General features: G+C 70.9%; 23 protein-coding genes, 1 tRNA gene and 1 riboswitch. Of the genes, 17 read left to right on the forward strand and 7 right to left on the reverse strand.

Annotated elements, in window-relative coordinates:
* Nucleotides 1-13: 13 nt before the first annotated feature.
* Nucleotides 14-1,363, reverse strand: coding sequence for an ATP-binding protein (locus ACT01A_RS18945; RefSeq protein WP_445148653.1), 1,350 nt, complete (start codon nucleotides 1,361-1,363; stop codon nucleotides 14-16).
* A 250-nt stretch (nucleotides 1,364-1,613) separates the two neighbouring features.
* Between ACT01A_RS18945 and ACT01A_RS18950 the strand changes: the two genes are divergently transcribed.
* Together ACT01A_RS18950 and ACT01A_RS18955 are read left to right on the forward strand one after the other, a co-directional pair.
* On the forward strand, nucleotides 1,614-2,624 hold the full coding sequence (locus ACT01A_RS18950; RefSeq protein WP_445148654.1) for a hypothetical protein: 1,011 nt from the start codon (nucleotides 1,614-1,616) through the stop codon (nucleotides 2,622-2,624).
* A 23-nt stretch (nucleotides 2,625-2,647) separates the two neighbouring features.
* On the forward strand, nucleotides 2,648-3,202 hold the full coding sequence (locus ACT01A_RS18955) for a cupin domain-containing protein (protein WP_445148655.1): 555 nt from the start codon (nucleotides 2,648-2,650) through the stop codon (nucleotides 3,200-3,202).
* Here the strand turns inward: ACT01A_RS18955 and ACT01A_RS18960 are convergent.
* On the reverse strand, nucleotides 3,199-3,606 hold the full coding sequence (locus ACT01A_RS18960; RefSeq protein ID WP_445148656.1) for a YidH family protein: 408 nt from the start codon (nucleotides 3,604-3,606) through the stop codon (nucleotides 3,199-3,201). The two genes, ACT01A_RS18955 and ACT01A_RS18960, sit on opposite strands and share 4 nt — an antisense overlap.
* Before the next feature lie 65 nt (nucleotides 3,607-3,671).
* Here ACT01A_RS18960 and ACT01A_RS18965 point away from each other — a divergent pair, with 65 nt between their 5' ends.
* The 4 genes from ACT01A_RS18965 (at nucleotide 3,672) to ACT01A_RS18980 (ending at nucleotide 5,924) form a co-directional block, all read left to right on the forward strand.
* On the forward strand, nucleotides 3,672-4,280 hold the full coding sequence (locus ACT01A_RS18965) for an FKBP-type peptidyl-prolyl cis-trans isomerase (RefSeq protein ID WP_445148657.1): 609 nt from the start codon (nucleotides 3,672-3,674) through the stop codon (nucleotides 4,278-4,280).
* A 135-nt stretch (nucleotides 4,281-4,415) separates the two neighbouring features.
* Complete coding sequence (locus ACT01A_RS18970) at nucleotides 4,416-4,859, forward strand: hypothetical protein (RefSeq protein WP_445148658.1); 444 nt, start codon at nucleotides 4,416-4,418, stop codon at nucleotides 4,857-4,859.
* A gap of 64 nt (nucleotides 4,860-4,923) precedes the next feature.
* On the forward strand, nucleotides 4,924-5,538 hold the full coding sequence (locus ACT01A_RS18975) for a response regulator transcription factor (RefSeq protein ID WP_445148659.1): 615 nt from the start codon (nucleotides 4,924-4,926) through the stop codon (nucleotides 5,536-5,538).
* 313 nt (nucleotides 5,539-5,851) lie between these two features.
* A tRNA-Thr gene (locus tag ACT01A_RS18980) sits at nucleotides 5,852-5,924 on the forward strand.
* A 56-nt stretch (nucleotides 5,925-5,980) separates the two neighbouring features.
* Here ACT01A_RS18980 and ACT01A_RS18985 read toward each other — a convergent pair.
* The gene (locus ACT01A_RS18985) at nucleotides 5,981-7,177 is read right to left on the reverse strand and encodes an ROK family transcriptional regulator (RefSeq protein ID WP_445148660.1); all 1,197 of its coding nucleotides are present in this window, start codon (nucleotides 7,175-7,177) and stop codon (nucleotides 5,981-5,983) included.
* 103 nt (nucleotides 7,178-7,280) lie between these two features.
* On the opposite strand from ACT01A_RS18985, the gene ACT01A_RS18990 reads away from it, so the two are divergent.
* Genes ACT01A_RS18990 through ACT01A_RS19010 form a run of 5 tightly spaced genes read left to right on the forward strand, consistent with a single transcriptional unit; the run spans nucleotide 7,281 to nucleotide 13,007 of the window.
* Entirely contained in the window at nucleotides 7,281-8,447 is a 1,167-nt protein-coding gene (locus ACT01A_RS18990) for a Gfo/Idh/MocA family protein (RefSeq protein ID WP_445148661.1), read from the forward strand.
* Entirely contained in the window at nucleotides 8,444-9,388 is a 945-nt protein-coding gene (locus tag ACT01A_RS18995; RefSeq protein WP_445148662.1) for a sugar phosphate isomerase/epimerase family protein, read from the forward strand. The genes ACT01A_RS18990 and ACT01A_RS18995 overlap by 4 nt, the downstream gene beginning before the upstream one ends.
* Entirely contained in the window at nucleotides 9,385-10,905 is a 1,521-nt protein-coding gene (locus ACT01A_RS19000) for a sugar ABC transporter ATP-binding protein (protein WP_445148663.1), read from the forward strand. The genes ACT01A_RS18995 and ACT01A_RS19000 overlap by 4 nt, the downstream gene beginning before the upstream one ends.
* A complete protein-coding gene (locus ACT01A_RS19005) occupies nucleotides 10,902-11,930 on the forward strand; it encodes an ABC transporter permease (protein ID WP_445148664.1) in 1,029 nt (342 codons plus the stop codon). Before ACT01A_RS19000 ends, ACT01A_RS19005 begins: the two co-directional genes overlap by 4 nt.
* A 51-nt stretch (nucleotides 11,931-11,981) precedes the next feature.
* Nucleotides 11,982-13,007 (forward strand): substrate-binding domain-containing protein, encoded by a 1,026-nt coding sequence (locus tag ACT01A_RS19010; protein ID WP_445148665.1) that lies wholly within the window; start codon nucleotides 11,982-11,984, stop codon nucleotides 13,005-13,007.
* Nucleotides 13,008-13,083: 76 nt separating this feature from the next.
* Here the strand turns inward: ACT01A_RS19010 and ACT01A_RS19015 are convergent, their stop codons facing one another.
* Genes ACT01A_RS19015 through ACT01A_RS19025 form a run of 3 tightly spaced genes read right to left on the reverse strand, consistent with a single transcriptional unit; the run spans nucleotide 13,084 to nucleotide 16,986 of the window.
* Nucleotides 13,084-14,889 carry a glycoside hydrolase family 15 protein gene (locus tag ACT01A_RS19015; RefSeq protein ID WP_445148666.1) on the reverse strand — a complete coding sequence of 602 codons (1,806 nt, stop codon included), beginning with the start codon at nucleotides 14,887-14,889 and terminating at the stop codon, nucleotides 13,084-13,086.
* A 2-nt stretch (nucleotides 14,890-14,891) separates the two neighbouring features.
* Nucleotides 14,892-15,839, reverse strand: a complete 948-nt coding sequence (locus tag ACT01A_RS19020; protein ID WP_445148667.1) for a TIGR03557 family F420-dependent LLM class oxidoreductase — start codon at nucleotides 15,837-15,839, stop codon at nucleotides 14,892-14,894.
* 52 nt (nucleotides 15,840-15,891) lie between these two features.
* A complete protein-coding gene (locus ACT01A_RS19025; protein WP_445148668.1) occupies nucleotides 15,892-16,986 on the reverse strand; it encodes an SDR family NAD(P)-dependent oxidoreductase in 1,095 nt (364 codons plus the stop codon).
* Nucleotides 16,987-17,106: 120 nt separating this feature from the next.
* Between ACT01A_RS19025 and ACT01A_RS19030 the strand changes: the two genes are divergently transcribed.
* The 3 genes from ACT01A_RS19030 (at nucleotide 17,107) to ACT01A_RS19040 (ending at nucleotide 19,556) form a co-directional block, all read left to right on the forward strand.
* Nucleotides 17,107-18,297 (forward strand): zinc-dependent alcohol dehydrogenase, encoded by a 1,191-nt coding sequence (locus ACT01A_RS19030; protein WP_445148669.1) that lies wholly within the window; start codon nucleotides 17,107-17,109, stop codon nucleotides 18,295-18,297.
* A 20-nt stretch (nucleotides 18,298-18,317) separates the two neighbouring features.
* A complete protein-coding gene (locus ACT01A_RS19035; protein ID WP_445148670.1) occupies nucleotides 18,318-18,551 on the forward strand; it encodes a hypothetical protein in 234 nt (77 codons plus the stop codon).
* Between the two features lie 180 nt (nucleotides 18,552-18,731).
* The gene (locus tag ACT01A_RS19040) at nucleotides 18,732-19,556 is read left to right on the forward strand and encodes an alpha/beta fold hydrolase (RefSeq protein ID WP_445148671.1); all 825 of its coding nucleotides are present in this window, start codon (nucleotides 18,732-18,734) and stop codon (nucleotides 19,554-19,556) included.
* A 29-nt stretch (nucleotides 19,557-19,585) separates the two neighbouring features.
* Here the strand turns inward: ACT01A_RS19040 and ACT01A_RS19045 are convergent, their stop codons facing one another.
* Nucleotides 19,586-20,506, reverse strand: a complete 921-nt coding sequence (locus ACT01A_RS19045) for a methyltransferase domain-containing protein (protein ID WP_445148672.1) — start codon at nucleotides 20,504-20,506, stop codon at nucleotides 19,586-19,588.
* 177 nt (nucleotides 20,507-20,683) lie between these two features.
* Nucleotides 20,684-20,803: riboswitch (SAM riboswitch) on the forward strand.
* A gap of 37 nt (nucleotides 20,804-20,840) precedes the next feature.
* Here ACT01A_RS19045 and ACT01A_RS19050 point away from each other — a divergent pair.
* From ACT01A_RS19050 to ACT01A_RS19060, 3 genes are read left to right on the forward strand one after another with little or no spacing between them, the layout of a single operon-like run.
* Nucleotides 20,841-22,313 carry a dicarboxylate/amino acid:cation symporter gene (locus ACT01A_RS19050; protein ID WP_445148673.1) on the forward strand — a complete coding sequence of 491 codons (1,473 nt, stop codon included), beginning with the start codon at nucleotides 20,841-20,843 and terminating at the stop codon, nucleotides 22,311-22,313.
* Between the two features lie 25 nt (nucleotides 22,314-22,338).
* On the forward strand, nucleotides 22,339-23,406 hold the full coding sequence (locus ACT01A_RS19055; RefSeq protein WP_445148674.1) for a hypothetical protein: 1,068 nt from the start codon (nucleotides 22,339-22,341) through the stop codon (nucleotides 23,404-23,406).
* 44 nt (nucleotides 23,407-23,450) lie between these two features.
* Complete coding sequence (locus tag ACT01A_RS19060) at nucleotides 23,451-26,174, forward strand: Ig-like domain-containing protein (RefSeq protein ID WP_445148675.1); 2,724 nt, start codon at nucleotides 23,451-23,453, stop codon at nucleotides 26,172-26,174.

Consider the following 26,174-nt stretch of genomic DNA (forward strand, 5'->3'; position numbering starts at 1 on the left):
TCGTCCTCGCGCTTCATGGCGCAAGCGTCCCGATCGGGATCACGTGCACGCCATCAGGTCGCACGTAGCCGTAGCCCGTCCCCACCACGATCGCTAGGGCCGCTGGCTCGCCGCGTTTCGAGGTGTCCACCCGGCCGGAGAACTTCCGCAAGTTCGCAGCCGCCGCATCCAGGACCTCCGCGCTGGATCCGAGCTTGACCTCGACGGCGACCCACGCGCCAGCGTCGGTCGTCACGATCGCGTCGACCTCCAGCCCGCTGCTGTCGCGGTAGTGGGAGACCGTTGCGTCACACGCCTGGGCGTACACCCGCAGGTCGCGCACGACCAACGACTCGAACAGCAGCCCGAAGGTGTTGAAGTCGGCCAGCAGGTTCTCGGGTGTCGCGCGCAGCGCCGCGGCCGCGAGCGACGGATCGGCGAAGTGCCGCGTCGGACCGGTGCGCAACTGGTAGCTCGAGCGCAGATGCGGCGCCCATGCCGGCAGGTCCTCCACGATCATCAGGCGCTCGAGCGCGCTCAGGTACGCGGCGACCGTCTCGTCCTTGATCCGTGAGTCGGGACCTGAGGCGTCGCGTGCGATCGTCGTGAGCTTCGCCGATGTGGCCGTGTGGCGCGCGAGGCTCTGCAGCACGACCCGGACGCCTTCCGGATCGCGCCGGATGCCATCGACCGCGCTGACGTCCGTCCTACGGACCTGGTCAAGGTAGTCGCGGACCGCACGCGTCGCGGCCGGGCGCTCCAGTCCCCGAAACCCGGGCCACCCGCCACGCACCACCTCCTCCATGAGGTCGTCGACCGTCAGCCCCGGGTCTGGGCTCTGCGTCGTCGCACCGTTGAGCAGCTCACGCAACGAGACCTCGCGGTTGCTCACGCCCGACTCGGCGAGGGCCATCGGCCGCATCCTCAGCCGCCCGAAGCGCCCGGCGCCGGTGTGGCGCGTCGCATCGTCGGCCGGGACGGCGGAGCCGGTCAAGACGTACATGCCGGGCTGTCGCTCCGCGTCGACCGAGCGCCTGACGTGGTTCCACAGCGCTGGATGCGACTGCCACTCATCGAGCAGGCGCGGCCGGTCGCCCGGGAGGACCAGCGCCGGATCCACTGCGACCGCCTGCTGCGCGTTGGCGTCAACGTCGAGCAAGACCTCGCTGGCCGACTGCTGCCGAGCGGTCTCGGTTTTGCCGCACGCCTTCGGGCCCTCGACGACAACCGCCCCGTTGGCGGCGAGCAGGGTCGTGAGCTCGGCATCGACGACGCGCGGAACGTAGCTCATCTCAGAGGGGAGAATATCAAGATTCCAAGGGGAAGAAAGAGAGATTAATAGGGGGGAGAAAAGGAGCGTCGCAGCGGTGAGAATGTCGAGCAATCGACGACCGCCTCCTCGCCCTGCTCGACGACCTCTACCGAGAGGGACAAGAGCACAATGCGCGCCAGGCCGACAATCGGCTCGCGCGGCTGCTGATTCTGCTTCCGGCCTGACGCGCACGTCCATGAGAATTCACCGCTCCTTTCTCATAGAAGGCGGGTTCCGAACGGCGTCAGACGGGGAACAGGTCCCTCGCACAGGTCCAGACAGGGAGGCACCTCAATTGCAGTATCAGCGTCTTCGCCGTGGCATGGCTGCCGCAGCGACGTCCACCCTCATCGCGCTTGCCGGCGCGAGCGCCGCGCAGGCTGCGGCCACGGTCACCGTCACCGGTGACGACGGCAACCCGCTCGCGCTCGCCCAGGGCGCGCCCGCGGCGATCCGCAACATGAGCCCGACCGTCGGGATCGGGTTCGCCAACAAGGAAGGCCGCTTCAGCGTCTCGGTCACCGGGCCGGACGGCGTCGCCGTCGCCAACCCGCTCAGCTGCTTCCTGAACGACAACTTCACGCGCATCGTCGACTACCGCGGCAACGGCAACTACACCATCTCGGTCGTCAACTACGCGAAGGCCGACACGACCTGCAAGACGCCGACGTCGACCGAGACCTACGTCTTCGCGGTCAACGCCTCGGTGGCGGTCACGCCGCCCGCGGGCCCGTTCCTGCGCCGCACGCCGAACACGTACACGACCAACACGCTGTCGCTGCCCGTCGGCCTCAACCCGGGCGCGTCGACCTATGAGGTCCAGTACGCGGCCGGCGCCGTGCTCGCGCCCGACGGCTCGATCAACGGCCCGTCGTCGTCTGGCTACGTCAACAGCTCGACCGGCATGCTCGACCTGACGTTCCCCGCCGCGGGCACGTACACGATCGTCGCGCGTGCGAAGGTCGGCCAGTACACGTCGCCGTGGAGCGCGCCGGTCAACGTCCAGGTCCTGGTGCCGTTCGACCTCAGCACGGTCACGTTCCCGGACTCGATCGGCCCGCGCTACACGCTGCGCGGCTCGCTGCGCGAGACGGCGCGCATCCCCGGCAAGGTCTCGCTGGCGATGGCCCGCCGCGGCGCGAAGAACCGCTACGGCAAGTACCGGTCGATCGGCTCCGCGACGATCACCTCCAAGAACACGTTCACGAAGTCGTTCACCCAGCGCAGGACGGGCTACTACCGGATCCGGATCTCCTACAAGGGCTCCGCGACCGCGCCCAAGACGACCGCGTACGTCAGCGGTCGGATCAGCCGCCGAGCGATCGGCCGCTAGCCGGCACGGGTACGGTCTGCGCCATGCGTGAGGCGAGCATGGCGCAGACCGACGCCGGCCTGGTCCCAGAGGGCGAGGGCTGGTTCATCATCAACGTCGCCGAGGCCGCCTGGCAGACCACGCCAGGCGGCGGCACGTGGTCGCTGCTGGAGCCCGAGGACAGGCGCTTCGGCCAGTTCGGGATCGGCGTCCATGTCCTGCCGCCCGGCGAGGTGCCGGGCTACTACCACTGGGAGAGCGACCAGGAGGGCTTCCTCGTGCTCGCCGGCGCGTGCGTCGCGGTGGTCGAGGGTCAGGAGCGGCGCATGGAGCGCTGGGACTACCTGCACTGCCCGCCGGGGACGCGGCACATCACGATCGGCGCGGCCGGCGACGAGGTCTGCGCGATCCTGATGGTCGGCGCGCGGACGGGCGGCAAGATCACGCGCTATCCCCCCGATCCGGTGGCCGCCCAGCACGGCGCTTCAGTGACGACCGACGCGGCCGATCTGGACTCGCACTCCGCCTACGCGCAGTGGCCCCATCAGCCGCGCGTGTTCGAGACGGTCCGCGCGCCCTGGCCCGCGCCCGCGCCCTAGGCGTCAGCGACGATCACGATCGCCGCCAGCAACCCCATGCCGATTGTCAGCGCGCCGATCAACCACATCGCGCGCGAGTCCATCGGCAGGTAGCGCCCCTCGCGGATCGCCCGGTCCACCTCGCGCCCGCGCCACAGCCCGTAGGCGACGATCAGCACGCCCAGCAGCCCGTAGCCGGCGCCGAGGACCACGAACGGCCACTCGGTCCCGCCGGCGCGCAGGTCCGGCACGACCTTGCCGACCGCCAGCGCCACCGCGGTCGCCGTCAGACCGGTCCGCAGCCACGCCAGGACGGTCCGCTCGCTGGCCAACCACGTGCGCCGCGAGGCGTCGCCGTCCTCGTCGAAGCGGCGGTGCGCTAGCGCCGGCGGAGGGTCGTCGATCGTCCGGCGCTCGGTCGGCACCTGCCAAACGGTATCGATCTGACCACGTGGCCTTAAGAAATTGCGGTTAGCATGCCGCCTTCCTCATGACCAGAACGAGAATCGCACTGTCCCTGAGCGTTCTGTCGCTGGCCATCGCCGGGTGCGGCGGCGGCAGCGACGATGACGGCTTCCGCAAGGACGGCTCCAAGATCGACGGCGACCCGGGGACGACGCTTCCCGCGGCGCTGGCATCGACCAAGTCGACGGTCAAGACCCGCGCGGCGGGCGAGCCCTTGCCGGAGCAGAAGAACATCACCGGGGTGAGCACCGACCTGAAGACCAAGCCGACGGCACCCAAGGCCACCGGCACGGCGCCTAAGGAGCTGCAGGCTTCTGACGTCGTCACCGGCACGGGCGTCGCAGCCAAGGAGGGTGACAAGGTCACCGTCGCCTACGTCGGCCAGCTCTTCGCCGACGGCAAGGAGTTCGACACCTCCTGGAAGAAGGGCCGCGAGCCGTTCGAGTTCACGATCGGCCAAGGCGCGGTCATCCAGGGCTGGGACCAGGGCGTCCCGGGCATGAAGGTCGGCGGTCGCCGCATCCTCGTCATCCCGGCCGACCTCGCCTACGGGGCCGCCGGCTCGCCGCCCACGATCCCGGCCAACGCGCCGCTGGTCTTCGTGGTCGACCTGAAGAAGATCGCCAAGGCCTAGCGCCACTTTCGGCGAGCAGGGCTTCGCAGGGACACCCGCGCGCCGGGCCGGACCTTCCGGCTGGCGCGCGGGCCCTCGCGGTGGGACGATGGTCGCGGCTGACATCGTCATCGCGAGCAAAGGAGTTCCTGCCCCATGGAGTCCTCCACGCCGACCCGGGTCCTCGTCGTCGCGCACCGAACGGCGGCGACACCTGCGCTGCTCGACGCGGTCCGCGAGCGGGCCGCCCGCGGGCCCGCCACCTTCACGCTGCTCGTTCCGAACGCCGCGCACGGCCTGCACCGGGTCATCGACGCCGAAGACCAGGGCGACGACGGCGCTCAGGCGGTGCTCGAGCTCGCGCTGCCGCTGCTCGAGGACGCCGCGGGCGCGCACGTCGACGGAGTGATCGGCGATCCCGAGCCGCTGAGCGCGATCCAGGACGCCGTCAACCTGCACGGGTTCGACGAGATCATCATCTCGACGCTGCCTGCGCGGGTGTCGAAGTGGCTGCACCTCGATCTGCCGTCGAAAGTCGGAGGGCTTGGTCTGCCGGTGACCACGGTGACCGCCAAGGAGCGTCCGAGTACGCCCGTTTAGGGGGGACGCTTGACGGACGCCTCTACAATCCGGCTCGTGCCGCAGGGGAGGCGGCAAGGACGCCATGAGCAACGGCACGAGGGTCAGGGTTTACGTCGCGGATGACCATCCCGTTTTTCGGGATGGCGTCGTATTGGCACTGCGCCGCCGACCGGAGTTCGAGGTCGTCGGCGAAGCCGAGGACGGCCGCACCGCGCTGGAGGAGATCCGGGTCATCAAGCCCGAGGTCGCGCTGCTTGACGTCAAGATGCCGGGCCTCGACGGGCACACGGTGTTGCGGGCGATCCAGCGCGACGACCTGCCGACCGCGGTCGTGCTGCTCAGCGCGACCGTGCTGCCGCCGGAGGCGCGCGAGGCGCTGGCCGCCGGGGCGATGGCCTACCTGTCCAAGGAGGTCAACCGCGACGCGATCTGCGACGCGGTCGCGGCCGCCGCCCGCGGCGATCGTCTCCAGGTCGACGTCGCCGAGCCGGTCTGGGAGCGCCCGCTGCTGTCGCCGCGCGAGCTCGAAGTGCTGCGGCTGACCGCCGGCGGGCAGTCCGCGCCGTCGATTGGCCGCGAGCTGCACCTCAGCCCCGAGACGGTCAAGACGCACCTCAAGAACGTCTACGAGAAGCTCGGCGTGAGCGACCGCGCCGCCGCCGTGGCCGAGGGCATGCGCCGCGGCCTCGTCGAGTAGACGAGCGCGTCTCCACGCTCAGCCGGCTCCCAGGAATTTCCCCCGCTCGGGGGATGAGGAGCGCTCCGAAGACCGCCGATCCTATGGCTACAACGGACGAAGCCCCCACCGACTATCCCCTTCACCAGGTCCCCTCTGGTGGCGTCGGAGTTGTTCGTCCTACATCAGCGATTCGGTCATCCCTGCTCTGGACCGCGTCGTGCCGCGAATCGAGATGGGCGGGCGTGATTCCTGCTCTGCACGCCCGCCCATCTTCGCGTTTGGCGCCTGGCCTGCCACCTGGCAGGTTCTCGCTAGAATTCGCCGCTCGCCCGCCCTCTTAGCTCAGCTGGCAGAGCACTTCCATGGTAAGGAAGGGGTCATCGGTTCGAATCCGATAGAGGGCTCTCACCGAATCCCCGCCTTGAGCGGGGATTTTTTCGTTCCCGGGCCGTCTTGCGTCTTAGGCGACGGACGAGAGCTGTAGCGCGCGGTCCACGGCCTCGGGGGCGAGGACGTGGTCGATGACCATGATCGCCGCGCCGATGACGCCGGCGCGGTCGCCGAGGCGGGAGTTGGCGATCGTCAGGTCGCGGGTCGCGAGCGGGAGGGAGCGCTGGAAGACGACCTCGCGGATGCCGGCGAGGAGGTGGTGCTGGGCCTCGGCGATGTCGCCGCCGACGACGATCGCGCCCGGGTTGAAGAAGTTGACGCAGCCGGCGAGGACGTCGCCGAGGACGCGGCCTGCCTCGCGGACCTTGAGGATCGCCTCGGGACGTCCGGCGCGAACGAGCTCGACGACCTCGCGGCTGCCGGAGGCGTCGATGCCGTCGGCGCTCAGCGCCAGGGCGAGCGCTCGGCCGCCGGCGACTGCCTCGAGGCAGCCGAGGTTCCCGCAGCGGCAGACCGCGTCGTCGTGGTCGCTGACGCGGATGTGGCCGATGTCGCCCGCGGCGCCGTCGGCGCCGCGGTGGATCGTGCGGCCCGAGACGATGCCTGATCCGATCCCGGTGCCGACCTTGACGTACAACAAGTGGTCGAGCTCGCGCCAATGCGACCAGTGCTCGCCCAAGGCCATGATGTTGACGTCGTTGTCCACCAGGACGGGCGCGTCGTAGCGGCTCGCGAACCAGCCCGGGATCGAGAAGCCGTCCCAGCCGGGCATGATCGGCGGGTTGACCGGGCGGCCGGCCGGGAAGTCGACCGGGCCCGGGACGCCGACGCCGATCCCGCGGACCTCGCCGCCATGGCGGCCCGCCCGCTCCAGCAGCGCTTCGAAGTGCTCGCAGATCGAGCCGAGCACCGCCTCGGGACCGTCGGCGATCTCCATGTCGAACGCGACCTCGGCCAGCGGTTGGCCGCTGAGGTCGCTGAGCGCCAGCCGCGAGTGCGTCGCGCCGAGGTCGGCGACGAGCACGACGCCCGCGCGGTGGTTGAAGGCCAGGACGGTGGCGGGGCGGCCGCCGGTCGACGCCTCGTCGCCCGCCTCGTAGACGAGCTGGTGGGCCAGGAGCGCGTCGACGCGCTGGGCGACGGTGGAGCGCGCCAGCCCGGTCCGCCGCGCGATCGCCGCGCGCGTCACGGCGTCGCCGTCACGGATCAGGCGCAGGACGGATCCCGCTCCGAGGATCGGTCCGCTGCGTCCGGGTCCCGTCGCCATGACCGGAAGTATCGCATGATCTCTGGCCCAAGTTGCCTGGGAAATGAAGAATCTCGAAGACTTCTGCTTGACTTTCGAACAAAGTCCGCATTACGGTCGGCCTATGACGAGGAGCGGACTTCGGGTGGGGATCGCGGGCGCCGGGTTCATCGGCGCCGTGCACGCCCGCTCGGCCCGCCTGGCCGGCGCGCACATCGCGGGCGTCGCCGCCTCGACGCCCGACAGCGCCGCCCGCGCCGCCGACCGCCTCGGCGCCGCCAAGGCCTACACCTCGGCCGAAGAGCTGGTCGCCGACCCGGACGTCGACGTGGTGCACATCTGCACGCCGAACCACCTCCACGCGCCGCTCGCCCACGCCGCGCTGGCCGCCGGCAAGCACGTGGTCTGCGAGAAGCCGCTGGCCACGAGCCTCGCGGAGGCCGAGGCCCTCGACGACGCCGCCCGCGTCGCCGGCCGAGTGGCCGCGGTCCCGTTCGTCTATCGCTATTACCCGACGGTCCGCGAGGCCCGCGCCCGCGTCGCGGGCGACGAGCTCGGCGCCGTGCACCTCATCCACGGCGCCTACCTCCAGGACTGGCTGCTGTCGGCCGAGGACCACAACTGGCGCGTGGACCCGGGCCTCGGCGGCGCGTCGCGCGCGTTCGCCGACATCGGCTCGCACTGGTGCGACCTCGCCGAGTTCGTCAGCGGCCACCGCATCGCCCGCCTCGCCGCGCGCACGCACACCGCCGTGCCCGAGCGACGCGACGGCCCGGCGCGCGCCGCGTTCGCCGCGACGGCTGGCGAGGACGACGGCGCGGGCGCGCTGCGCGCGGTGGCGACCGAGGACGTCGCGCTGGTGCAGTTCGAGACCGATCGCGGCGCGGTCGGCTCGCTGGTCGTCAGCCAGGTCTCCGCCGGCCGCAAGAACGCGCTGTGGCTGGAGGTTGACGCCGCCGATGGCGCGCTGGCCTTCAACCAGGAGGAGCCCGAGTCGCTGTGGTGGGGGCGGCGTGCCGCGGCGACGCTGCTGCGCCGCGACCCGGCGACGCTCTCGCCGTCGGCCGCCCGCCTGGCCACGCTCCCGCCCGGTCACCCGCAGGGCTACGCCGACTGCTTCGACCTGTTCGTCGCCGACGTCTACGCGGCGATCCGTGAGGGCGTGGAGCCCGACGGCCTGCCGCGCTTTGCCGACGGCGTCCGCGCCGCGCGGCTGACCGAGTCCGTCATGGCGTCCGCCCGCGACCAGCGCTGGGTCGACGTTCCCGCTCCCGTGGAGGTGTCGCGATGAAGTTGGGGTTCTTGAGCGCGTGCATGCCCGAGCGCACGCTGGAGGAGGTTGCCGCCTGGGCCGGCGCCCACGGCTACGAGGCGCTGGAGCTGGCGGCGTGGCCGCAGCTCGGCGACCGGCCGTTCACCGCCAGCCACCTCGCCCTCGACTCCGGCTTCGGCGAGCGCGAGGCCGAGCGCGTCCTGACCATCTTGGACAACAACGGCCTCGCGCTCAGCGCGCTGGCCTACTACGACAACAACCTCGACCCGGACCCCGCGGCGCGCGCCGCCAACCACGCGCACGTGCGCGCGTGCATCGACGCCGCGGCGCTGCTCGGCGGCGTCCCGGTCGGGACGTTCGTCGGCCGCGACCCGACGCGCTCCGTCGCCGACAACCTGCGCGAGGCCGAGCGCGTCCTGCCGCCGCTGGTCGACCACGCCGGCGAGCGCGGGGTCAAGCTGATGATCGAGAACTGCGTCATGGAGGGGTGGACCCCCGACGGCGCGCCCGGCAACCTCGCCTACTCGCCCGAGCTGTGGGAGTGGATGTTCGCGCTCGGGCTGTACCTCAACTTCGACCCGTCGCACTTGCTGTGGCTGGGCATCGACCCGGTCGCGGCGCTGCGCCCCTACGTCGCCAACGTCGCCCACGCGCACGCCAAGGACGCCGAGACGTTCCCGGAGCGACGTAATCACTATGGGTTCTTCGGGCGCTTGAGCGAGCGCGCGAGCGACCCGTGGGACATGGGCTGGTGGCGCTACCGCATCCCCGGCCGCGGCCAGGTCGACTTCCCCGCCTACGTCGACGCGCTCTATGAGGGCGGCTTTGACGGCGTGCTGTCGGTCGAGCACGAGGACCCGGTCTGGGGCGGCAGCCCGGAGAAGGTCGAGCAGGGCCTGCGCATCGCGCACCGCACGCTGCGCGAGCTGGTCCTCGAAGAGCAGGAGCACGGCGCATGAGCGAGGCCGCCGTCCTCGAGGTCCGCGGCCTCGTCAAGGAGTACCCAGGCGTCCGCGCGCTCCAGGGCGTCGACCTCGACGTCCGCGCCGCCGAGGTCCACTGCCTGCTGGGGCCCAACGGCGCGGGCAAGTCCACACTGATCAAGTGCGTCAGCGGCGCCGTGGAGCCGACCGCCGGCGAGATCCTGTTCGACGGCGAGCCGCTGCCGGCCGGCGATCCGGCCGGATCGCTGAAGCGCGGCGTGGCCACCATCTACCAGGAGCTCGACCTCGTCGAGGACCTCACGGTCGCCGAGTCGATCTTCCTCGGCCACGAGCCGCGCCGCGGCCCGCTGCTGGACCGCGAGCGCATGCGCCGCGACGCGTCGGCGCTGCTGGAGCGCCTCGGCCACGGCACGATCTCCCCGCGCGTGAAGGTCGGCGCGCTGCGCCCGGCCGCCCAGCAGATCGTCTCGATCGCCCGCGCGCTGTCGGGCGACGTGCGGCTGCTGATCATGGACGAGCCGTCGGCGATCCTGGACGACGGCGAGATCGAGACGCTCTTCGAGGTTGTGCGCCGGCTCACCGCCGAGGGCGTCGGCGTCATCTACATCTCACACCGTCTCGACGAGATCCGCCGCATCGGCGACCGCGTCACGGTGCTCGCCGACGGCGCCACGGCCGCGACCGGCCTGCCCGCGACGACGCCGACCGACGACCTCGTCGCGCTGATGGTCGGCCGCCGCGTCGAGCAGCTCTACCCCGAGCGGCCGGTCGGGACCGACACGGTGGTCTTGGAGGTGCGCGGCGCCCGGCGACTGCCCGCGGTCCGCGGCGTCTCGCTTAAGGTCCACGCGGGAGAAGTCCTAGGCCTTGGTGGGCTGGTCGGCTCCGGGCGGACCGAGCTGCTGCGCCTGATCTACGGCCTCGACGTGCCCGAGGAGGGCGAGGTGCTTGTTGATGGCAAGGCCTTGAAGCCCGGCTCGCCGCGGCGCGCGATCGAGGCCGGCCTCGGCCTCGCGCCCGAGGACCGCAAGTCGGAGGGGTTGGTCCTGGACTGGTCGTTGGCCAAGAACGTCAGCCTCGCCGACCTGCCGCGCTTCGGTCGCGCGCTGCTGGACGTGGGGGAGGAGCGCAGCGAGGCGCGCGCCCAGCTGCGCCGGCTCAACACCGTCCCCGACGACGTCGATCGGATCGCGCGGCTGCTGTCGGGCGGCAACCAGCAGAAGGTCGTCCTGGCCCGCTGGCTGCTGCGCCGCTGCCGCGTGCTGCTGCTCGACGAGCCCACGCGCGGCGTCGACGTCGCGACCAAGGCCGAGTTGTACCGCTTGATCTGCGACCTCGCCAAGGAGGGGCTCGGCGTGCTCGTCGTCTCCTCCGAGCTCGAGGAGCTGGTCGGCATCTGCTCCCGCGTGCTGGTGATGCGCGAGGGCGAGGTGGTCGCCGAGGTCGACGGCGCGACGGCCACCGAACGAGAGCTGCTGCGCCACGCCGTGGCGCCCACCGACGCCCCTGATCTCGCCGAGGAGGTTGCATGAGCACGACCGCAACGAGCACGCCCCCGGGCGCCGGCCGCCGCCCCGCGGCGCTGGCCCGGCTGCGCGGGCTGGAGCTGCAGGAGTACGCGCTGGCGCTTGTCGTCGTCGTGCTCTTCGTGACCGGCGCGATCCTCAAGCCGGACACGTTCCCGACCTGGGACAACATCCGCAACATGCTCACCCAGGCCAGCGTGGTCGGGGTGCTGGCGATCGGCATGACCTTCGTGATCGCGACGGCGGGCATCGACCTCTCGGTCGGCTCGGTCGTCGCGGCGGCCGGGCTGTTCGGCGGGATACTGGTCAAGGACGGCAGCGGCGGCACGTTCCTGTTCATCTTGGGCGCGATCCTGTTCGCGACGGCGCTCGGGACGGTCAACGCGACCGCGGTCGCCTACGGGCGCGTGGTCCCGTTCATCGCCACGTTGGCGATGTTCTCGATCGGGCGCGGGCTGGCGCTGTTGTTGAACGACAAGCTGCCGGTCGGCCTGCTCGACCTCAACGGCGGCGCGTTCGGCGAGCCCAAGGCGCTGTCGCTGCTGTGGTTCGGGTCGGGGCGGATCGCCGGGATCCCGGTCTCGGTGTACGTGTTCCTATTGGTCACGATCGGCGGCTGGATCCTGCTCAACCGAACGCGCTACGGCCGCTACGTCGTGGCGGTCGGCGGCAACCGGGAGGCGGCGCGGATCGCCGGCGTCCCGGTGCGCCGGATCATCTTCAGCGTCTACGTGCTCTCGGGCCTGCTGGCGGGAGTGGCGACCGTGCTGCTCTGCGCGCGGCTGGGCAGCGCGTCGCCGGTCAGCGGCAACTTGTACGAGTTGGACGCGATCGGCGCCGTCGTCATCGGCGGCACCAGCCTGGCCGGCGGCCGGGCGACGATCGTCGGGACGCTCCTCGGGGTCCTGACGTTCGCGTTGATCTTCAGCTTGATGACCCAGCTGAACCTTTCCACCGAGGTCCAACAGGTCACCAAGGGCGCGATCGTGCTGGGTGCGGTCCTGCTCCAGCGTCCCGAGGCCCGGTACTAGATGTCATCCATCAGGAGGAGGAGACACCACATGTCGCGCAAGCGGCTTCCCATGATCACCACGGCGGTCGTCGCGCTATCGGGGCTTGGCCTCGCCGCGTGCGGCAGCGACGGTGACACCAAGACGGTCACCGTCCAGGCGCCGGCGGCGCAGACCGCCGACACCGAAGGCGGCGGGACCGGCAAGACCGTCCGCATCATCGCCAGCGTCCCGCCCACCGACCACGGCTGGTTGGGCGCGATCTCCAAGAACGCCAAGGCCGCGGCCAAGCTGCACCCCGACGTCAAGTTCGAGCTGCTGCAGGCCGCCGACGCCGACTCGCAGGCCCAGCAGATCGAGCAGGCGATCGCGCAGAAGCCCGACGCGCTGGTCGTCCTGCCCCAGGACGGCGAGGCCCTGACGCCCGTTGCCCAGAAGGCCGAGGCCGCCGGCATCCCGGTCGTCAACATCGACCGCACGTTCAGCAAGCAGGACGCCGCCACGGCGACGATCTTGGGCGACAACTACCAGATCGGCACGCTGGCGGCCGACTACATCGGCGACCAGCTGAAGTGCAAGGGCAACGTCGTCGAGATCCAGGGCCTGGCCGGCATCTCGGTCACCGAGGACCGCTCGAAGGGCTTCACCGACGAGCTGAAGAAGAAGTGCCCGGACGGCGGGATCAAGATCGTGGCCTCGCAGCCGGGTGACTTCAACCCGGACACGGGCCTCAAGGTGATGGAGAACATCCTCAACGCCCAGAAGCAGATCGACGCCGTGTACACGCACGACGACGACATGGCCCAGGGCGTCGTCCAGGCGATCCGCAACGCGGGCCGCGACAAGGACATGTTCCTGACCGGCGTCGGCGGCTCGTCGGACGCGATGAAGCAGATCAAGGCCGGCGGCCTCTACCGCGCGACCTTCCTCTACAACCCCAACATGGCCGCCTCGGCGGTCAACATGGCGCGCTTGATCGCGCTCGGGCAGGGCCTGCCTGAACTGGTCCCGCCGGAAGTCCCGCGTCAGGTCATCGTGCCCGCCGCGGTGGTCACCAAGGACAACGTGGCCAAGTACGAGAAGTACGCCTTCAACTAGGCACGCTGGCGAACGGCGCGGCGGCTGCATGGGCCGCCGCGCCGGCACCGGCAACGGCGTCGACGAGGACTGCCGATCACGACGCGATGGCCTCCTCGTCCCGCGCCTCGGCGGCGGCCAGCCGTGCGACCGCGCTGATCAGCGCGACATGCGACAGCACCTGCGGGACGTTGCCCATGGGCTTCGACGTCAGCGGGTCGCCCAGCTCGGCGAGCAGCCCGAGGTCGTTGGCGCAGGCCAGCGCACGATCGATCGTGGCGCGAGCAGTCTGCGTGTCGCCGGCCTGTGCCTGGACGGCGGCCAGCCAGAACGTCGTGGGCAGGAACGCGCCGGCGTCGTCGATGCGCTCGACGCGGTGCAGGAGCCCGTCGGCGCCGAGCGCCTTCTGAAGCGCGCGCACGGTCGCGACCATGCGCTCGTCGTCGGCGTCGATGAAGCCGACGAGCGGCAGGATCAAGACGGCCGCGTCGAGCTCGTCGCCGCCCAGGACGCCGGTGAACGCGCCCCGCTGCTTGTTGTAGGCCTCGCGAAGGACGGTCGCGCGGATCTCGTCGCGCGCCGTGCGCCAGCGGTCGGTCTCTGTGGCGGCGCCGAGCCGGTCGGCCAGTCGCAGCCCGCGATCCAGCGCGACCCAGCACATCACCTTGGACAGCGTGTGGTGGCGCTCGCGGTCGCGTTCCTCCCAGATCCCCGCGTCGGGCTGGCGCCATTGCTCGGCGGCCCGGTCGACGAGCTGGCACAGGAACTCTCGAGTGCGCTCGTCCAGCTCCAGGTCGTCGCCGAGCGCGTCGGCGACGTCGAGCAGCTCGCCGAAGGCGTCGAGCTGGCGCTGCTCCCAGGCGGCGTTGCCGATCCGGACCGGGCGGCTGGACGCAAAGCCATCGAGATGGTCCAGCTGACGCTCACCGAGATGGCGCTCGCCTTCGACGCCGAACACGATCTGCACATCCTCGTCCTGCCGGCAGCTGACCGCGGCGCTCATCGCCCACTCGAAGTAGCGGCGGGCCTCGTCAGAGCAGGTCACGCGCAGCAACGCGCGGGCGACCATGCCGCCGTCGCGCAGCCAGGCGTAGCGGTAGTCCCAGTTGGCCTCGCCGCCCGGGACCTCGGGCAACGACGTCGTCGCTGCGCCGACGATCGCACCGGTCGGCTGATAGGTCATGCCCTGCACGACCAGCCGCGCGCGGGCGACCTCCTCGCGGTAGGGCCCGTCGTAGTCGTCGTGCTGCGCTGACCAGGAGCGCCAGGCCTCCGCGGTCGACGCCAACGCACCGTCGGCGTCGATCGCCATCGGCGCGCTCGCCCGCGGACCGGTGACCCGTTGCAGGACGAAGCCGTGGCGTTGTCCTGCGCGCAGGACGAGTCGACCGCGCGCGCCGCGGTCCGACAACTCGAGGGCCTCGCCGCCGGAGAGGAACAGGCGCTCGGGTCCGCCCTCGGTCTGGACCAGGCCGAGGTCGCGGCCCACCCACGGGACGACGAGCCCGTATTCGAGGCGCGGTATGAACGCGACGTCCAGCTCGACCTCGCCCTCCAGCGCTTCGACGACGCGGACCAACGCGTGCGGCGACGCCATCCCGATCTCGTGGCCGCGCGCCGCCGGGTCGAGCGCAAGGGCGTCGGTCACGGACACCGCGCCGGTCGCCGTGCGGTGCTCGGTGCGCAGCACGAGCGTGCCGTCGAGGTAGGCGCGGGTCGTGCGCGCCTCGGCGACGGGGGCGATCGAGAAGTGCCCGGCGTCGGCGTCGAGCAGCTGCGAGAACGCCGAGGGCGAGTCGAACCGTGGGCCGGGCCACCAGACGACCGCGCCCGCCATGGAGACGAGCGCCGCGGTCTGGCAGTCGCTGAGCAGCGCGAGGTCGCCGACCTCGGGAGCCGCCACCGTCAGGCGAACTTCGAGAGCACGGCCGGCGCCCACTCGTCGAAGAACAGGTCCTGCTCGGGTCCGATCTGCTGGACGAACAGCTCGTCGGTCCCAGCCTGCTCGTACTCGCGCAGCGCCTCGACGTGGCGGTCGAGGTCCGGCCCGCACGGCACGGTCTCGGCCACCATGTCCTCGGTCACCAGCTCGCCGGCCTGCTCGAAGTGCGTAGGCGTCGGCAGGATCTGTGCCAGCTCGCCGGGCAGGCCGACGTTGGGCCAGAGGCGATGGGCGGTCGCGCGCGCCGCCTGCTCGTCGCGGCCGAAGCAGACCTTCGCGCCGGCCTGGACCGGGCCCTTGCCGCCCTCGGAGCGGTAGAGGCCGATCAGCTCCTGGTCGGGCGTCGTGGTGCAGTAGCCGTCGCCCAGCCGGGCGGCCAACTTGGTGGCCTTGGGTCCGAAGCCTGAGATGTAGACCGGCGGCGGCGTGTCGGGCAGGTCGTAGACGCGGGCGTTGGAGACGCGGTAGTGGACGCCCTCGTAGGTCTGCTGGCCGCCGCCCCAGAGCAACCGCATGATCTCGATCGACTCCTCCAACATGTCCAGGCGCTCGTCGGCCTCGGGCCAGGCGTCGCCGAAGATGTGCTCGTTGAGCGCCTCGCCCGAGCCGACGCCGAGCACGAAGCGCCCGCCGGTGAGGACGGCGCTGGTCGCCGCCGCCTGTGCGATCACCGCAGGGTGGATGCGCACGGTGGGGCAGGTGACCGCGGTGATGATCGGCAGGTCGGTCGCCTGCGCGATCGCGCCGATCACCGACCACACGAACGGGCTGTGGCCCTGCTCGTCGTTCCACGGGTGGTAGTGGTCGGAGATCCACAAGGCGTGGAACCCGGCGGCTTCAGCGCGCTTGGCCTGGTCGACGAGGGCGAGGGGCGCGTTCTCCTCGCAGGAGAGGGCAAGACCGATCTTCATATTGCGTGGCGATGTTCCCGCTGGCGCGGGCGGGTACTCGGGAGGCGACCGCTCACACGGTGACGCGCCCCGCCCGCTCCGGCGATCGGCGCGCGGTGGCGCCGAGGCTGGCAACTGGCGTGCGGCGCTCCGGCACTGACCGCACGAGCGAGCGGGCGACCGTGGGCAGCTTGCGGGCGGCGAGCGCCAGGTGGGCGGCGAAGCGCAGCGGCGTGCTCGGAGCGGGGAGCATCCGGCGGCCGAGCTGCAGCGGCGCGAGCAGGCTGTCGCGGGCAGGGATTCCGCCGCTGGCCTGCGGGCGCCGCGGCGCGACCCACAGCGAGCCGGGGCGGGCGGCGGCCTCGGCGCCGCTGCGGTACCAGCGGTCGACGAGCAGCAGCACGGCCTCAGCGGCCGGGCGCGTGAGCGAGAACATCAGGTCGAGCAGGCGCGTCTCGCCGCCGAGGACGACCTCGGGCCGAGGCCGGACGGCGACCTCGACGAGCGCCTGGGCGACGACGCCCGCCGCGTAGGCGTCGGGCGCCACCCGCGGCTGGAATGTGGTCGCGCTGGAGGCCTGGGCGAACAGCGGTGTGTCGATCGGCCCGGGATGGACGATCGACACGCGCACGCCGGTGCCCTGCTCGCGCTCCTCGATCGCCAGGCTGTTGAGGAACCCGCGCAGCGCGTGCTTGGCGGCGCTGTAGGACGACCACGTCGGCAGCGGCACGCGCGCCATCAGCGACCCGGTCGCGACGACCAGGCCGTGCGACTCGCGCAGGTGCGGCAGCGCGGCGCGGATGACGTTGACCGCGCCGGTGAACGTCACCGCGAGGGTGCGGTCGAAGTCCTCGGCGTGGACCTCAAGCACATGGCCGAACACCGCCGACGCCGCGTTGGAGACCACGACGTCCAGGCCGCCAAGCGCCTCGGCGGCTTCAGCGACCGCCGCCTCTACCGCGGCCCGGTCGGTGAGATCGACGGGCAGGACGAGCGCGTCGAGGCCGTGCTCGGCCACGACCGCGCGCAGCGCCTCCTCGCCGCGGGCCAGCAGCGCGAGGCGGGCCCCCTCGGCGCCGAAGCGCCGCGCCGCTTCCAGGCCGACGCCGGAGCTGGCGCCGGTGATGAGGACACGGCGGCCGGTGAGACGAGCAGGATGCTGGGACACGATGATCGATCCGGTTCGGGGGACGCGGTAGCGCGTCCTTCGGCTACGGGTCACGGCTCGATCGGGATGACCGCCGAGCCCAGGTGTGCGTCCTCGTATCCGCCGGGTAGCGCAAAAAACATGAAGGCATTGACATGGCAGGGCGTCCACGACGTGCGCGTCGAGACCGTTCCCGATCCGACGATCCAGGAGCCGACCGACGCGATCATCCGCGTCACGTCCTCGGGGCTCTGCGGATCCGACCTGCACCTGTACGAGGTGCTCGGCGCCTACCTCGATGCGGGCGACATCCTCGGCCACGAGCCGATGGGGATCGTCGAGGCGGTGGGTTCTGAGGTCACGCACATCGCGCCGGGCGATCGCGTCGTGATCCCCTTCAACGTGTCCTGCGGGCACTGCTACATGTGCGGCACCGGGCTGCAGTCTCAGTGCGAGACCACGCAGGTGCACGAGTACGGCACCGGCGCCTCGTTGCTGGGCTACACCAAGCTCTACGGGCAGGTCGCCGGCGGTCAGGCCGAGTACCTGCGCGTGCCCCAGGCGCACTACGGGCCGATCAAGGTGCCCGAAGGCCCGTCCGACGACCGCTTCGTCTTCCTCTCCGATGTGCTGCCGACCGCCTGGCAGGGCGTGGCCTACGCCGACGTCGGCCCCGGCGACAGCCTCCTGGTGCTCGGGCTCGGACCGATCGGCGAGATGGCGACGCGCATCGCCCAGCACAAGGGCGTCGAGCACGTGATCGGGGTCGACCTCGTCCCCGACCGCCTGGAGCGCGCCCGCGCCCACGGCGTCCAGGCCATCGACCTCAACGAGCACGACGACCTCGCGGCCGTCATCCGCGAGCAGACCGGCGGCCGCGGTCCCGACGCCGTGCTGGAGGCCGTCGGCATGGAGGCCCACGGCGCCCCGGTCGGCAAGCTCGCTCACCGCCTCGCGGGCCTCCTCCCCGACGCCGCCGCCCAGAAGGTCATCGAGACCGCCGGCATCGACCGCCTGTCGGCGCTGCACAGCGCGTTCGACCTCGTCCGCCGCGGCGGCACGGTGTCGGTCTCCGGCGTCTACGGCGGCGCCGCCAGCCCGATGAACCTGATGCAGATCTTCGACAAGCAGGTCCAGATCCGTGGCGGGCAGGCCAACGTCAAGCGCTGGATCGACGACATCATGCCCTTGCTGACCGGCGAGGACGATCCGCTGGGGACCGAGTCCTTCGCGACCCACCACGTCCCGCTCGACGATGCCCCGAAGGCCTACAAGGACTTCCAGGGCAAGGAGGACGGGACGTTCAAGGTGGTCTTCAAGCCCGGCGCCTAGAGCACGAACCGATCATCGCCATGCCGGAGCGCACGCCTGACGGGCGTCACGTGGTGATCGACGGACGCCGGTGGCGTGCCACCGATCCGTCGATCCCCGAAGCGCGGCGCCGTGAGCTGGTCAGCGAGCTGATGTCGGCGCGCTCGCAGGTCGGGCACGCCAAGCGCCGGGGCGACGCCGCCGCCGAGGCGGCGGCGCGCCGGCGCGTGCACGCCGCGAAGGTCGCGCTCGGCGAGCGCGGGGAGCGCTGGTGACGCCGGGCACCGGCGACTGGGAGCGACTGGGGCGCCGGCAGATCGACCTGATGCTCCACGGCCTCAGCGCGCCCGGACCCTGATGGTCGCGACGCCACGTCGGGGCGGCGTACACCAGGGTGGTCTATTCGGTCCAAGAACTTCGGCGACCTCCATGAGTCGCGGGCTACGTTGGATCGCATGCCCACTATCACCACCACGGACGGCGTCGAGATCTACTACAAGGACTGGGGCAGCGGGCAACCGATCGTCTTCAGCCACGGGTGGCCGCTCTCGTCCGACGACTGGGATGCCCAGTTGATGTTCTTCCTCCAGCACGGTTTCCGCGTCGTCGCGCACGACCGCCGCGGCCACGGCCGCTCGGAGCAGGTCGCAGGCGGCCACGACATGGACCACTACGCCGACGACCTCCTGGCGGTCGTCGAGCACCTCGACCTCAAGGACGCGATCCACGTCGGTCACTCCACCGGCGGCGGCGAGGTCGCGCACTACATCGCGCGCCACGGCGAGAGCCGCGTCGCCAAGGCGGTCCTGATCAGCGCGGTCCCGCCGATCATGGTCAAGACCGAGGCCAACCCGGGCGGGCTGCCCAAGGAGGTCTTCGACGGCATCCAGGAGCAGGTCGCCACCAACCGGTCCTCGTTCTACCGCGAGCTGCCGTCGACCGCCTTCTACGGCTACAACCGCGACGGCGTCGAGCCCAACGACGCGATCATCGGCAACTGGTGGCGCCAGGGCATGATGGGTGGCGCCAAGGCCCATTACGACGGCGTCGTCGCGTTCTCGCAGACCGACTTCACCGAGGACCTCAAGAAGATCTCGGTCCCGGTCCTGGTCATGCACGGCGACGACGACCAGGTCGTCCCCTACGCCGACTCGGGCCCGCTGTCGGCCGAGCTGGTCCAGAACGGCACGCTGAAGACCTACGCCGGTTTCCCGCACGGGATGCCGACGACCGAGGCGGCGACGATCAACGCCGACCTGTTGGCCTTCATCCAGTCCTAGGTAACTCCCGGCGCGGAGCGCGGGCGGATCTACTTGGCGGCGAGGACCGCGACGCGCTTGTTGGGGAAGCCCGGCAGGCCGTCGAGGACCTCGAAGTCTTCTGCCCACTCCGCGCCGGCCTCGGGCGGCGTTCCGACGTCGACGGCCACCGTGAGGCCCAGGTCGCCGAAGAAGGCCTGGTACTCCGAGGCCGACATGTACTCGTGGACTTCCATCTGCTCCACGGCCCAGCGCGCCTCGTCGCCCTGCTTGGGCTTGTTGTACTGGGTCAGCAGCGTGATGAACGTCCGCGCCGGGATCGTGAACGTGCGGCCGTCGTCCTCCCAGGCGATCTCCAGCGGGCGGGACGGGTACTCGCGGGCGATGCGGTGCAGCACCTCCGCGATCTCCGGCGTCTTGGTGCGCACGCGAACGGGCGTGTCGCCCTCCTCGGGGAGGACGTCGTCGGTGATCAGGATCACGCCGCCGGGTGCCAGCGCCGTAGCCGCCGCGCGCAGGATGTCCTCGACGGCGGCGCGCCCGACGGCGTGGTCGATCGCGCCGGTCTGCGGCGAGCGGCCGACGAACGAGTACACCTCGTGGAGGATGTCGAAGAACCCGACGGCGCCGACGTCGCTGCCGTAGGCGGCGAGGTCGCTGGCGTCTCCGGTGCGCCACTGCACCCGCGAGTCGGTCTCGGCGGCGCGGCTGCGCTGGACGATGTCGTCGTCGTAGTCGAGGCAGACGATCGAGTCGATGTCGCCGTACTCGGCGACCATCTTGGACAGGTCGCTGGTGCCGGCGCCGACATCGACGATCGATGACCCCTCCGGCAACGTTCGGCCTTCCAGCAGACGCTGGACCTGGGCGGTCTTGTAGCGCCCGGTGACACCGCCGACCAGGTCGGTCCAGTACGCGTCGCGCTTGCGGCGCATGTGCTCGTCGGGAATGAAGATGGCGTGATCGGTCATGGTGAAGGCTCCTGAGCGAGGTCGCAGGCATTCTGACGCCCGGCGCCGGGCCGGCGCCGGGCTTTCCCTTGACAGACCGGCTCGGACCGCACCCTCCTCGCGCGTCCGAGTAGGCGTTGAACACGCCTAAAAAGACCTTTCCTATGAATTCCGTGGGAATTTGCTATTGTCCGCCGCGGTCATGAGTGCCAGTGCCAAGCCCCGGCTTGCTGGCCGGCAACCCCCGTCCGCGGTGGGGTGCCCCGGGTGAGGACCAGGTTCGCGTGCCGCCGGAATGCACGCTTTCAAGCGCGGATCCCTCGTGGTCCGGACGACCCCATATGGAGGATGCAGGATGCACGTCAATTGGTCGGAGCTGGCGCCGTTGGGCGCGGTGCTCGTCAGCTGGGCCGCCATCTGGTGGCTGCGCAAGCGCGAGTTGAACTTCAGCCTCATCGCGCTGTTCGCGCTGGGGATCGGCGTCCCGATCGGCCTGCTCGCCGGCACGGACGTCGAGGCGATCGACCCGATCGGCCACATCTACATCAACGTGCTGTTGGCGACGGTGGCGCCGCTGATCCTGATCGCGATCGTCTCCTCGATCACGTCGCTCGGCAGCCTGGCCAAGCTGCGCAGCATCGGCCTGCGCTCGATCTTCTGGCTGATGCTCAGCAACGCGCTGGCGGTCGTGCTCGCGCTCGGCCTCGCGCTCGCGTTCCGTCCGGGCCACGGCGTCCACCACCAGCTCGGCGAGAAGTCGACCGACGCGATCCAGGGTCAGGTCCAGGACTTCGCGCAGGTCGTCGTTGGCTTCTTCCCCACCAACATCGCTCAGAACTTCAGCGCCAACGACATCATCCCCATCATCTTGATCGCGGTCACGTTGTCGGTGGCCTACCTGGCGCTGCTGGAGAAGGAGGGCGACAAGGTCCGGCTGTTCGGCGCCGGCGCCGAGGCGCTCAAGTTGGTCATCTTCAAGGCGGTCGGCTACGTCATCCGGCTCACGCCCTACGCGATCGTCGCGCTGACGGCCGCGATGGTCGGCAGCAGCTCGAACCTCGGCGAGGACTTCAAGTCGCTCGGCGGGCTGCTGGCGCTGGTCTGGATCGCGTGCTTCATCCACGCCTACCTGCTCAACGGCGCGCTTCTGAGCGCCTTCGCGCGCGTGCCGGTGGTGGCGTTCTTCCGCAAGATCTTCCCGGCGCAGCTGACCGCGTTCAGCACCCAGAGCAGCATCGGCACGCTGCCGGTGACGACCGGGCAGCTCACGCGCCAGGTCGGCGTGCACTCGGAGATCGCGCACTTCACGGCGCCGCTGGGCTCGACGATCGGGATGCCGGGCTGCGCGGGGATCTGGCCGATCATGATCGCCGTCTGGGGGATCAACGCCTACGGGATCTCCTACTCGGTGACCGACTACATCGTGTTGGCGTTCCTCGGCGTGATCGTCTCGGTCGGCACGGCCGGTGTGCCCGGCGCGGCGACGGTCGCGGCCGCCACCGTCCTGTCGGCCGCGCACCTGCCGCTGGAGTTCGTCGCGGCGACGATCCCCATCGGGGTGATCGCCGACATGGCGCGCACCGCGACCAACGTGACCGCCGCCGCGGTGAGCGCCACGGTCGTCGCGCGCCAGACCGGGCTGCTGGACGACGAGATCTTCGCGGGCCGCGCGGAGTTCGTGGAGGCCGAGCAGCTCGTGTCGCCGTCCCCGCCGCCCATCCACGTCGCGCCCTGGCCGACCGCGGTCGCGGCGACCGGGTCCGAGCTGACGCCCCGCGTCTTCTGGGGCGGCGAAGAGCTCGCGGTCGTCGATCCCTCCCTCCAGTAACTCCCTGAACCGAAAAGGAACTCCAGTGACGGTCTTCCCCCGTTGGCTGCGGCCCGTCCTCGCCGCCGCCGTCCTGGGCGTCGCGGCTCCCGCCGCGCACGCCACGGACATCACCAACCCCGCCGACCATCCCGCTCCGATCGACGTGACGATCGACGGCCAGACCTACCACGACGGCGCGGACACGCTGCCCGGCTACGACGACTACGCCTGCACGCCGATCCCGAACGTCGAGTACGACTTCTCCGAGAACCAGATCCAGTACTACGACGGCGGCGGCGACCTGATCACCACCGCGCACTGGACCGAGTGGTCGCGGATCAGCTCCTACGACACGTGGGTCAAGCAGCAGCAGGCCGCGGGCGGGACGCAAACCACCCCGACGACGACCACCAACAACACCAGCACGCCGTCGACTTCGAGCACGAGCACGAGCGGGACGAACGGCACGAACGCGGCGGCCACCAATCAGGCAGCCGCGAGCACCGGCAGCTCGGGCGCGGCGACGACGACCTCGGGCACCTCGACGTCGGCGGCGACGACCAAGTCCACCGGGTCGAAGACGACCAAGGGCACGGGGTCGACCACGAAGTCCTCGTCGTCGACCTCGAAGGGCTCCACGACGCCCACGACCAAGTCATCGTCCTCGGGCTCCTCGGCGTCCGGCTCTTCGTCGTCCAACGGCTCGAAGGCTTCGAGCAAGTCGTCGTCCTCGCGCGCCGCGACGAGCGGCGGGTCGTCGTCGGCCAAGAGCGGCACCGCGTCGGCCGCCAAGGGTGGCGCAACCGTCGCCGCCACGACGGCAGACGGCACCACCGCGGACGGCGCCGCCGCCACGACCGCGACCGACGGGACGGCCGCGGGCACCGCGACGACCGACGGCACCGGCACCACCGCCGCGGCGACCACCGGCGCGGGCGGCAAGCCCGACTACGAGCTCGTCAGCGCCAAGGGCGCAGGCGCCGGGGTCCCGGACACCCGCGCGGCCGGCATCGGGATCCTCGCCGCCGTGTTCGCCGCAGCCGGCGCCGTCTTCTTCATCGGCTTCGCCCGGCGCCGCGCCTTCGGGCCGCGACGCCCCATCGATCTGTAGACCCCTCAAAACACGAACAAGAAGACAGCAAAGTGAACATTCCCATGCGTTGGACCCGGCCGGCCGGAGTGCTGGCCGCGGCGGCCGCGGTCGTCGCGCTCGCGGCGACGGCTCAGCCCGCCGCCGCGGCGCCGGCTGGCCTCACGAACTACTCCGAGGCGACCTATCTGCAGCACGCCCTCGGCCTGCCCGCCAGTGACACCGACCCGGCGATCGAGCCGGTCACCTACGACCGCTTCCAGTGGCTGCTCCAGCAGCCCGGCGACTTCGCGGTCCTGATCGGCGACCCCGCCCTGGACGCGACGTTCGCCGCTCGTGCGCAGGCCGTAGAGGCCGCCGCCAAGGCCAAGAACGTCAAGAAGGTCTACTGGTTTGACCCGAACCTCTCGGGCAGCGCCAAGGTCGGCACGATCAACGAGCCCGCCCTGGACATCCGCAACGCCGGTGCCATCACGCAGCTGCCCGCGACCTCGCAGGCCAAGTACGACAACGCGTGGCAGAACCTCGTCGGCTCCTACCTCGGCAACGGCCTGACCGTCGTCCAGAACGGCGTCGACTCCGAGAGCGCCACGGTCACCGTCACGACCGGCACCAACACGGTCAACGACAACGGCTCGGTGGCCGGCCACAGCACCAAGGTCGGCGACCTCGACGGCGGCGCGCTCTACAACTACAAGACGGGCACGCCCGCCAACGCGCTGCACAGCTTCTTCTTCATCTACAACAAGGACCACAAGGACGGCGCCGACGCGGCGAAGGTCGTCTCCTGGACCGAACTGACCACGCAGGCCGACGCGGGGTCCACGACGTCGGCGGTCAACACGGCCATCGACAAGGCCGGCGCGGCCAACCTCGAGGAGCTCGACCAGTTCGACTGGTGGAAGGACGAGGTCAACGCCAAGCAGGCCGAGCAGGCCCCGAACGTCGCCCAGGGGGCGAGCAACCCGGTCCTGACCGACGCCGACGGCGCCGACGGCTGGCAGATCGACCAGATCACCTACCCCGAGCTCGTCGACCTGCTCAAGAGCACCGACGGCGAGAACGCGGTCATCCTCTTCGGCGGCACCTGGTGCCCGAACACGCGGCCCGTCCTGCCGGCGATCAACAAGTACGCCAAGCAGCACGGCGTCAAGGTCTACAACTTCGACACGGTTCTCGACGGCGGCGTCGTCGGCGGCGCCACGACGTCGAGCGTCAACCCGCTCCAGACCCGCAACACCCAGCAGTCGGGGTCCGGCGGCTCGGCCGTGCAGAAGGCCAACCCCAGCTTCCTCTACGGGGACCTGGTCAACCAGTACCTCACCAACATCAAGACGCAGTACGACTACACGACCGGCGGCTCGTCGGTCACGTTCTACCCGGGCGGCGACTACGGCAAGTCGCTGACCACGACCTGGAAGCTCCAGGTCCCGTTCCTGGTGGGCTACAAGGGCGGCGCGGGCACCGACCCCAACGCCGGCGTCCAGCGTCAGTGGATCATCAAGAACGCCAACAAGACGTACACGGAGTACATGTCGCAGTGGTACTACACGAGCCCGCGGCCCAACCAGCTCGGCATCACCACGATCCCGCTGACGGCGCCGATCTGGTCGACGATCAACAGCCAGCTGGCGAGCTTCACCTGGCAGTCGGACCCGACCCAGAACTACGTCAACACGGCGATCGACACCGATGACACGCAGTTCCTGGTCGACGCCGACACGGCGACGGTCAAGTACACGGCGGCCAGCGGGTCCACGGCCGCGTCGGTGACGGTCACCAGCGCGGGCACGAGCCCGATCACGATCAGCCCGGCCGCGCTGTCCTCGGCGCTGGCCGCCCTGGGCGCGTCGGCTCCGGCCAACTACGCCGCGGCGAAGACCGCGCTGATCGACGCCAAGACGGCGGCGACGCCGGACGCGGCGCTGGTCTCGAACCTGACCACGGTGGTCGGTGCCTGGGGCGTCGCGCAGACGCGCAAGAACAAGGTCAACGCCGTCTGGGGCAGCGCCACCGCTCCGGGCAGCGTGGCGGGCGGCCTGGCCGCGGTCCACGCGGTCGACGTGTTCTTCACCGGCCTGCCGAACGGCTTTGCCTCGCGGCGGACGGTCACGGCCGACCCGGTGACGGTCGGCACCGCGCCGACGATCACGGTCAAGATCGACAACGACTACGGGTTCGTCCCGGACGGCACGGTCGCGCTGACGGTCAAGCAGGGCGGCACGTCGGTCACGACGGCCTCGGCCACGGTGGCCGACGGCAAGGCGTCGTTCTCGCTCCCGGCGCTGGACGCCGGGTCCTACGACTACGCGTTGTCCTACGCGGGCGACCTCCAAATCGCGCCGTTCACCGAGACCGGGTCGCTGACGGTCAAGCCGGCTGAGGTGACGCCGATCACCACGCCGGACCCGGGGCCGGGCACCAACACCAACACGACGCCCGGCACGGGCGGCGCGTCGAAGAACCCGACGCCGGCTCAGCCCGCGCGCGTGAAGGTGAGCAAGGTCGCCGGCGCCGTGACGGTCAAGCCGACCAGCAAGAAGGGCGGCAAGTACAAGGTGACGGTCACCGCGCCCAAGGGCAGCGCCGCGGCCAGCGGCAAGGTGACGATCAAGCTCAAGAAGGGCAAGGTCACCAAGACGCTCACGGGCACGCTCTCCAAGGGCGTGGTCACGGTCACGCTGCCGAAGCTGGCCAAGGGCACGTGGAAGGTCACGATCACCTGGCCGGGCGACACGAAGTACCTGACCGCCTCGGCGGCCGGGGCCTCGATCAAGGTCATCAAGTAG

The sequence above is a fragment of the Baekduia sp. Peel2402 genome, from assembly GCF_052567285.1.

Excerpts from the sequence above, each read along its gene's own strand:
- ACT01A_RS19035 (WP_445148670.1), top strand. The coding sequence starts at position 18,318 with ATGCCGGAGCGCACGCCTGACGGGCGTCACGTGGTGATCGACGGACGC.
- ACT01A_RS19030 (WP_445148669.1), top strand. The coding sequence starts at position 17,107 with ATGAAGGCATTGACATGGCAGGGCGTCCACGACGTGCGCGTCGAGACC.
- ACT01A_RS19045 (WP_445148672.1), bottom strand. The coding sequence starts at position 20,506 with ATGACCGATCACGCCATCTTCATTCCCGACGAGCACATGCGCCGCAAG.
- ACT01A_RS19020 (WP_445148667.1), bottom strand. The coding sequence starts at position 15,839 with ATGAAGATCGGTCTTGCCCTCTCCTGCGAGGAGAACGCGCCCCTCGCC.
- ACT01A_RS18955 (WP_445148655.1), top strand. The coding sequence starts at position 2,648 with ATGCGTGAGGCGAGCATGGCGCAGACCGACGCCGGCCTGGTCCCAGAG.
- ACT01A_RS19040 (WP_445148671.1), top strand. The coding sequence starts at position 18,732 with ATGCCCACTATCACCACCACGGACGGCGTCGAGATCTACTACAAGGAC.
- ACT01A_RS19000 (WP_445148663.1), top strand. The coding sequence starts at position 9,385 with ATGAGCGAGGCCGCCGTCCTCGAGGTCCGCGGCCTCGTCAAGGAGTAC.
- ACT01A_RS19050 (WP_445148673.1), top strand. The coding sequence starts at position 20,841 with ATGCACGTCAATTGGTCGGAGCTGGCGCCGTTGGGCGCGGTGCTCGTC.
- ACT01A_RS19010 (WP_445148665.1), top strand. The coding sequence starts at position 11,982 with ATGATCACCACGGCGGTCGTCGCGCTATCGGGGCTTGGCCTCGCCGCG.
- ACT01A_RS18950 (WP_445148654.1), top strand. The coding sequence starts at position 1,614 with ATGGCTGCCGCAGCGACGTCCACCCTCATCGCGCTTGCCGGCGCGAGC.
- ACT01A_RS18995 (WP_445148662.1), top strand. The coding sequence starts at position 8,444 with ATGAAGTTGGGGTTCTTGAGCGCGTGCATGCCCGAGCGCACGCTGGAG.
- ACT01A_RS18965 (WP_445148657.1), top strand. The coding sequence starts at position 3,672 with ATGACCAGAACGAGAATCGCACTGTCCCTGAGCGTTCTGTCGCTGGCC.
- ACT01A_RS19060 (WP_445148675.1), top strand. The coding sequence starts at position 23,451 with ATGCGTTGGACCCGGCCGGCCGGAGTGCTGGCCGCGGCGGCCGCGGTC.
- ACT01A_RS18990 (WP_445148661.1), top strand. The coding sequence starts at position 7,281 with ATGACGAGGAGCGGACTTCGGGTGGGGATCGCGGGCGCCGGGTTCATC.
- ACT01A_RS19005 (WP_445148664.1), top strand. The coding sequence starts at position 10,902 with ATGAGCACGACCGCAACGAGCACGCCCCCGGGCGCCGGCCGCCGCCCC.
- ACT01A_RS18985 (WP_445148660.1), bottom strand. The coding sequence starts at position 7,177 with ATGGCGACGGGACCCGGACGCAGCGGACCGATCCTCGGAGCGGGATCC.
- ACT01A_RS18975 (WP_445148659.1), top strand. The coding sequence starts at position 4,924 with ATGAGCAACGGCACGAGGGTCAGGGTTTACGTCGCGGATGACCATCCC.
- ACT01A_RS18970 (WP_445148658.1), top strand. The coding sequence starts at position 4,416 with ATGGAGTCCTCCACGCCGACCCGGGTCCTCGTCGTCGCGCACCGAACG.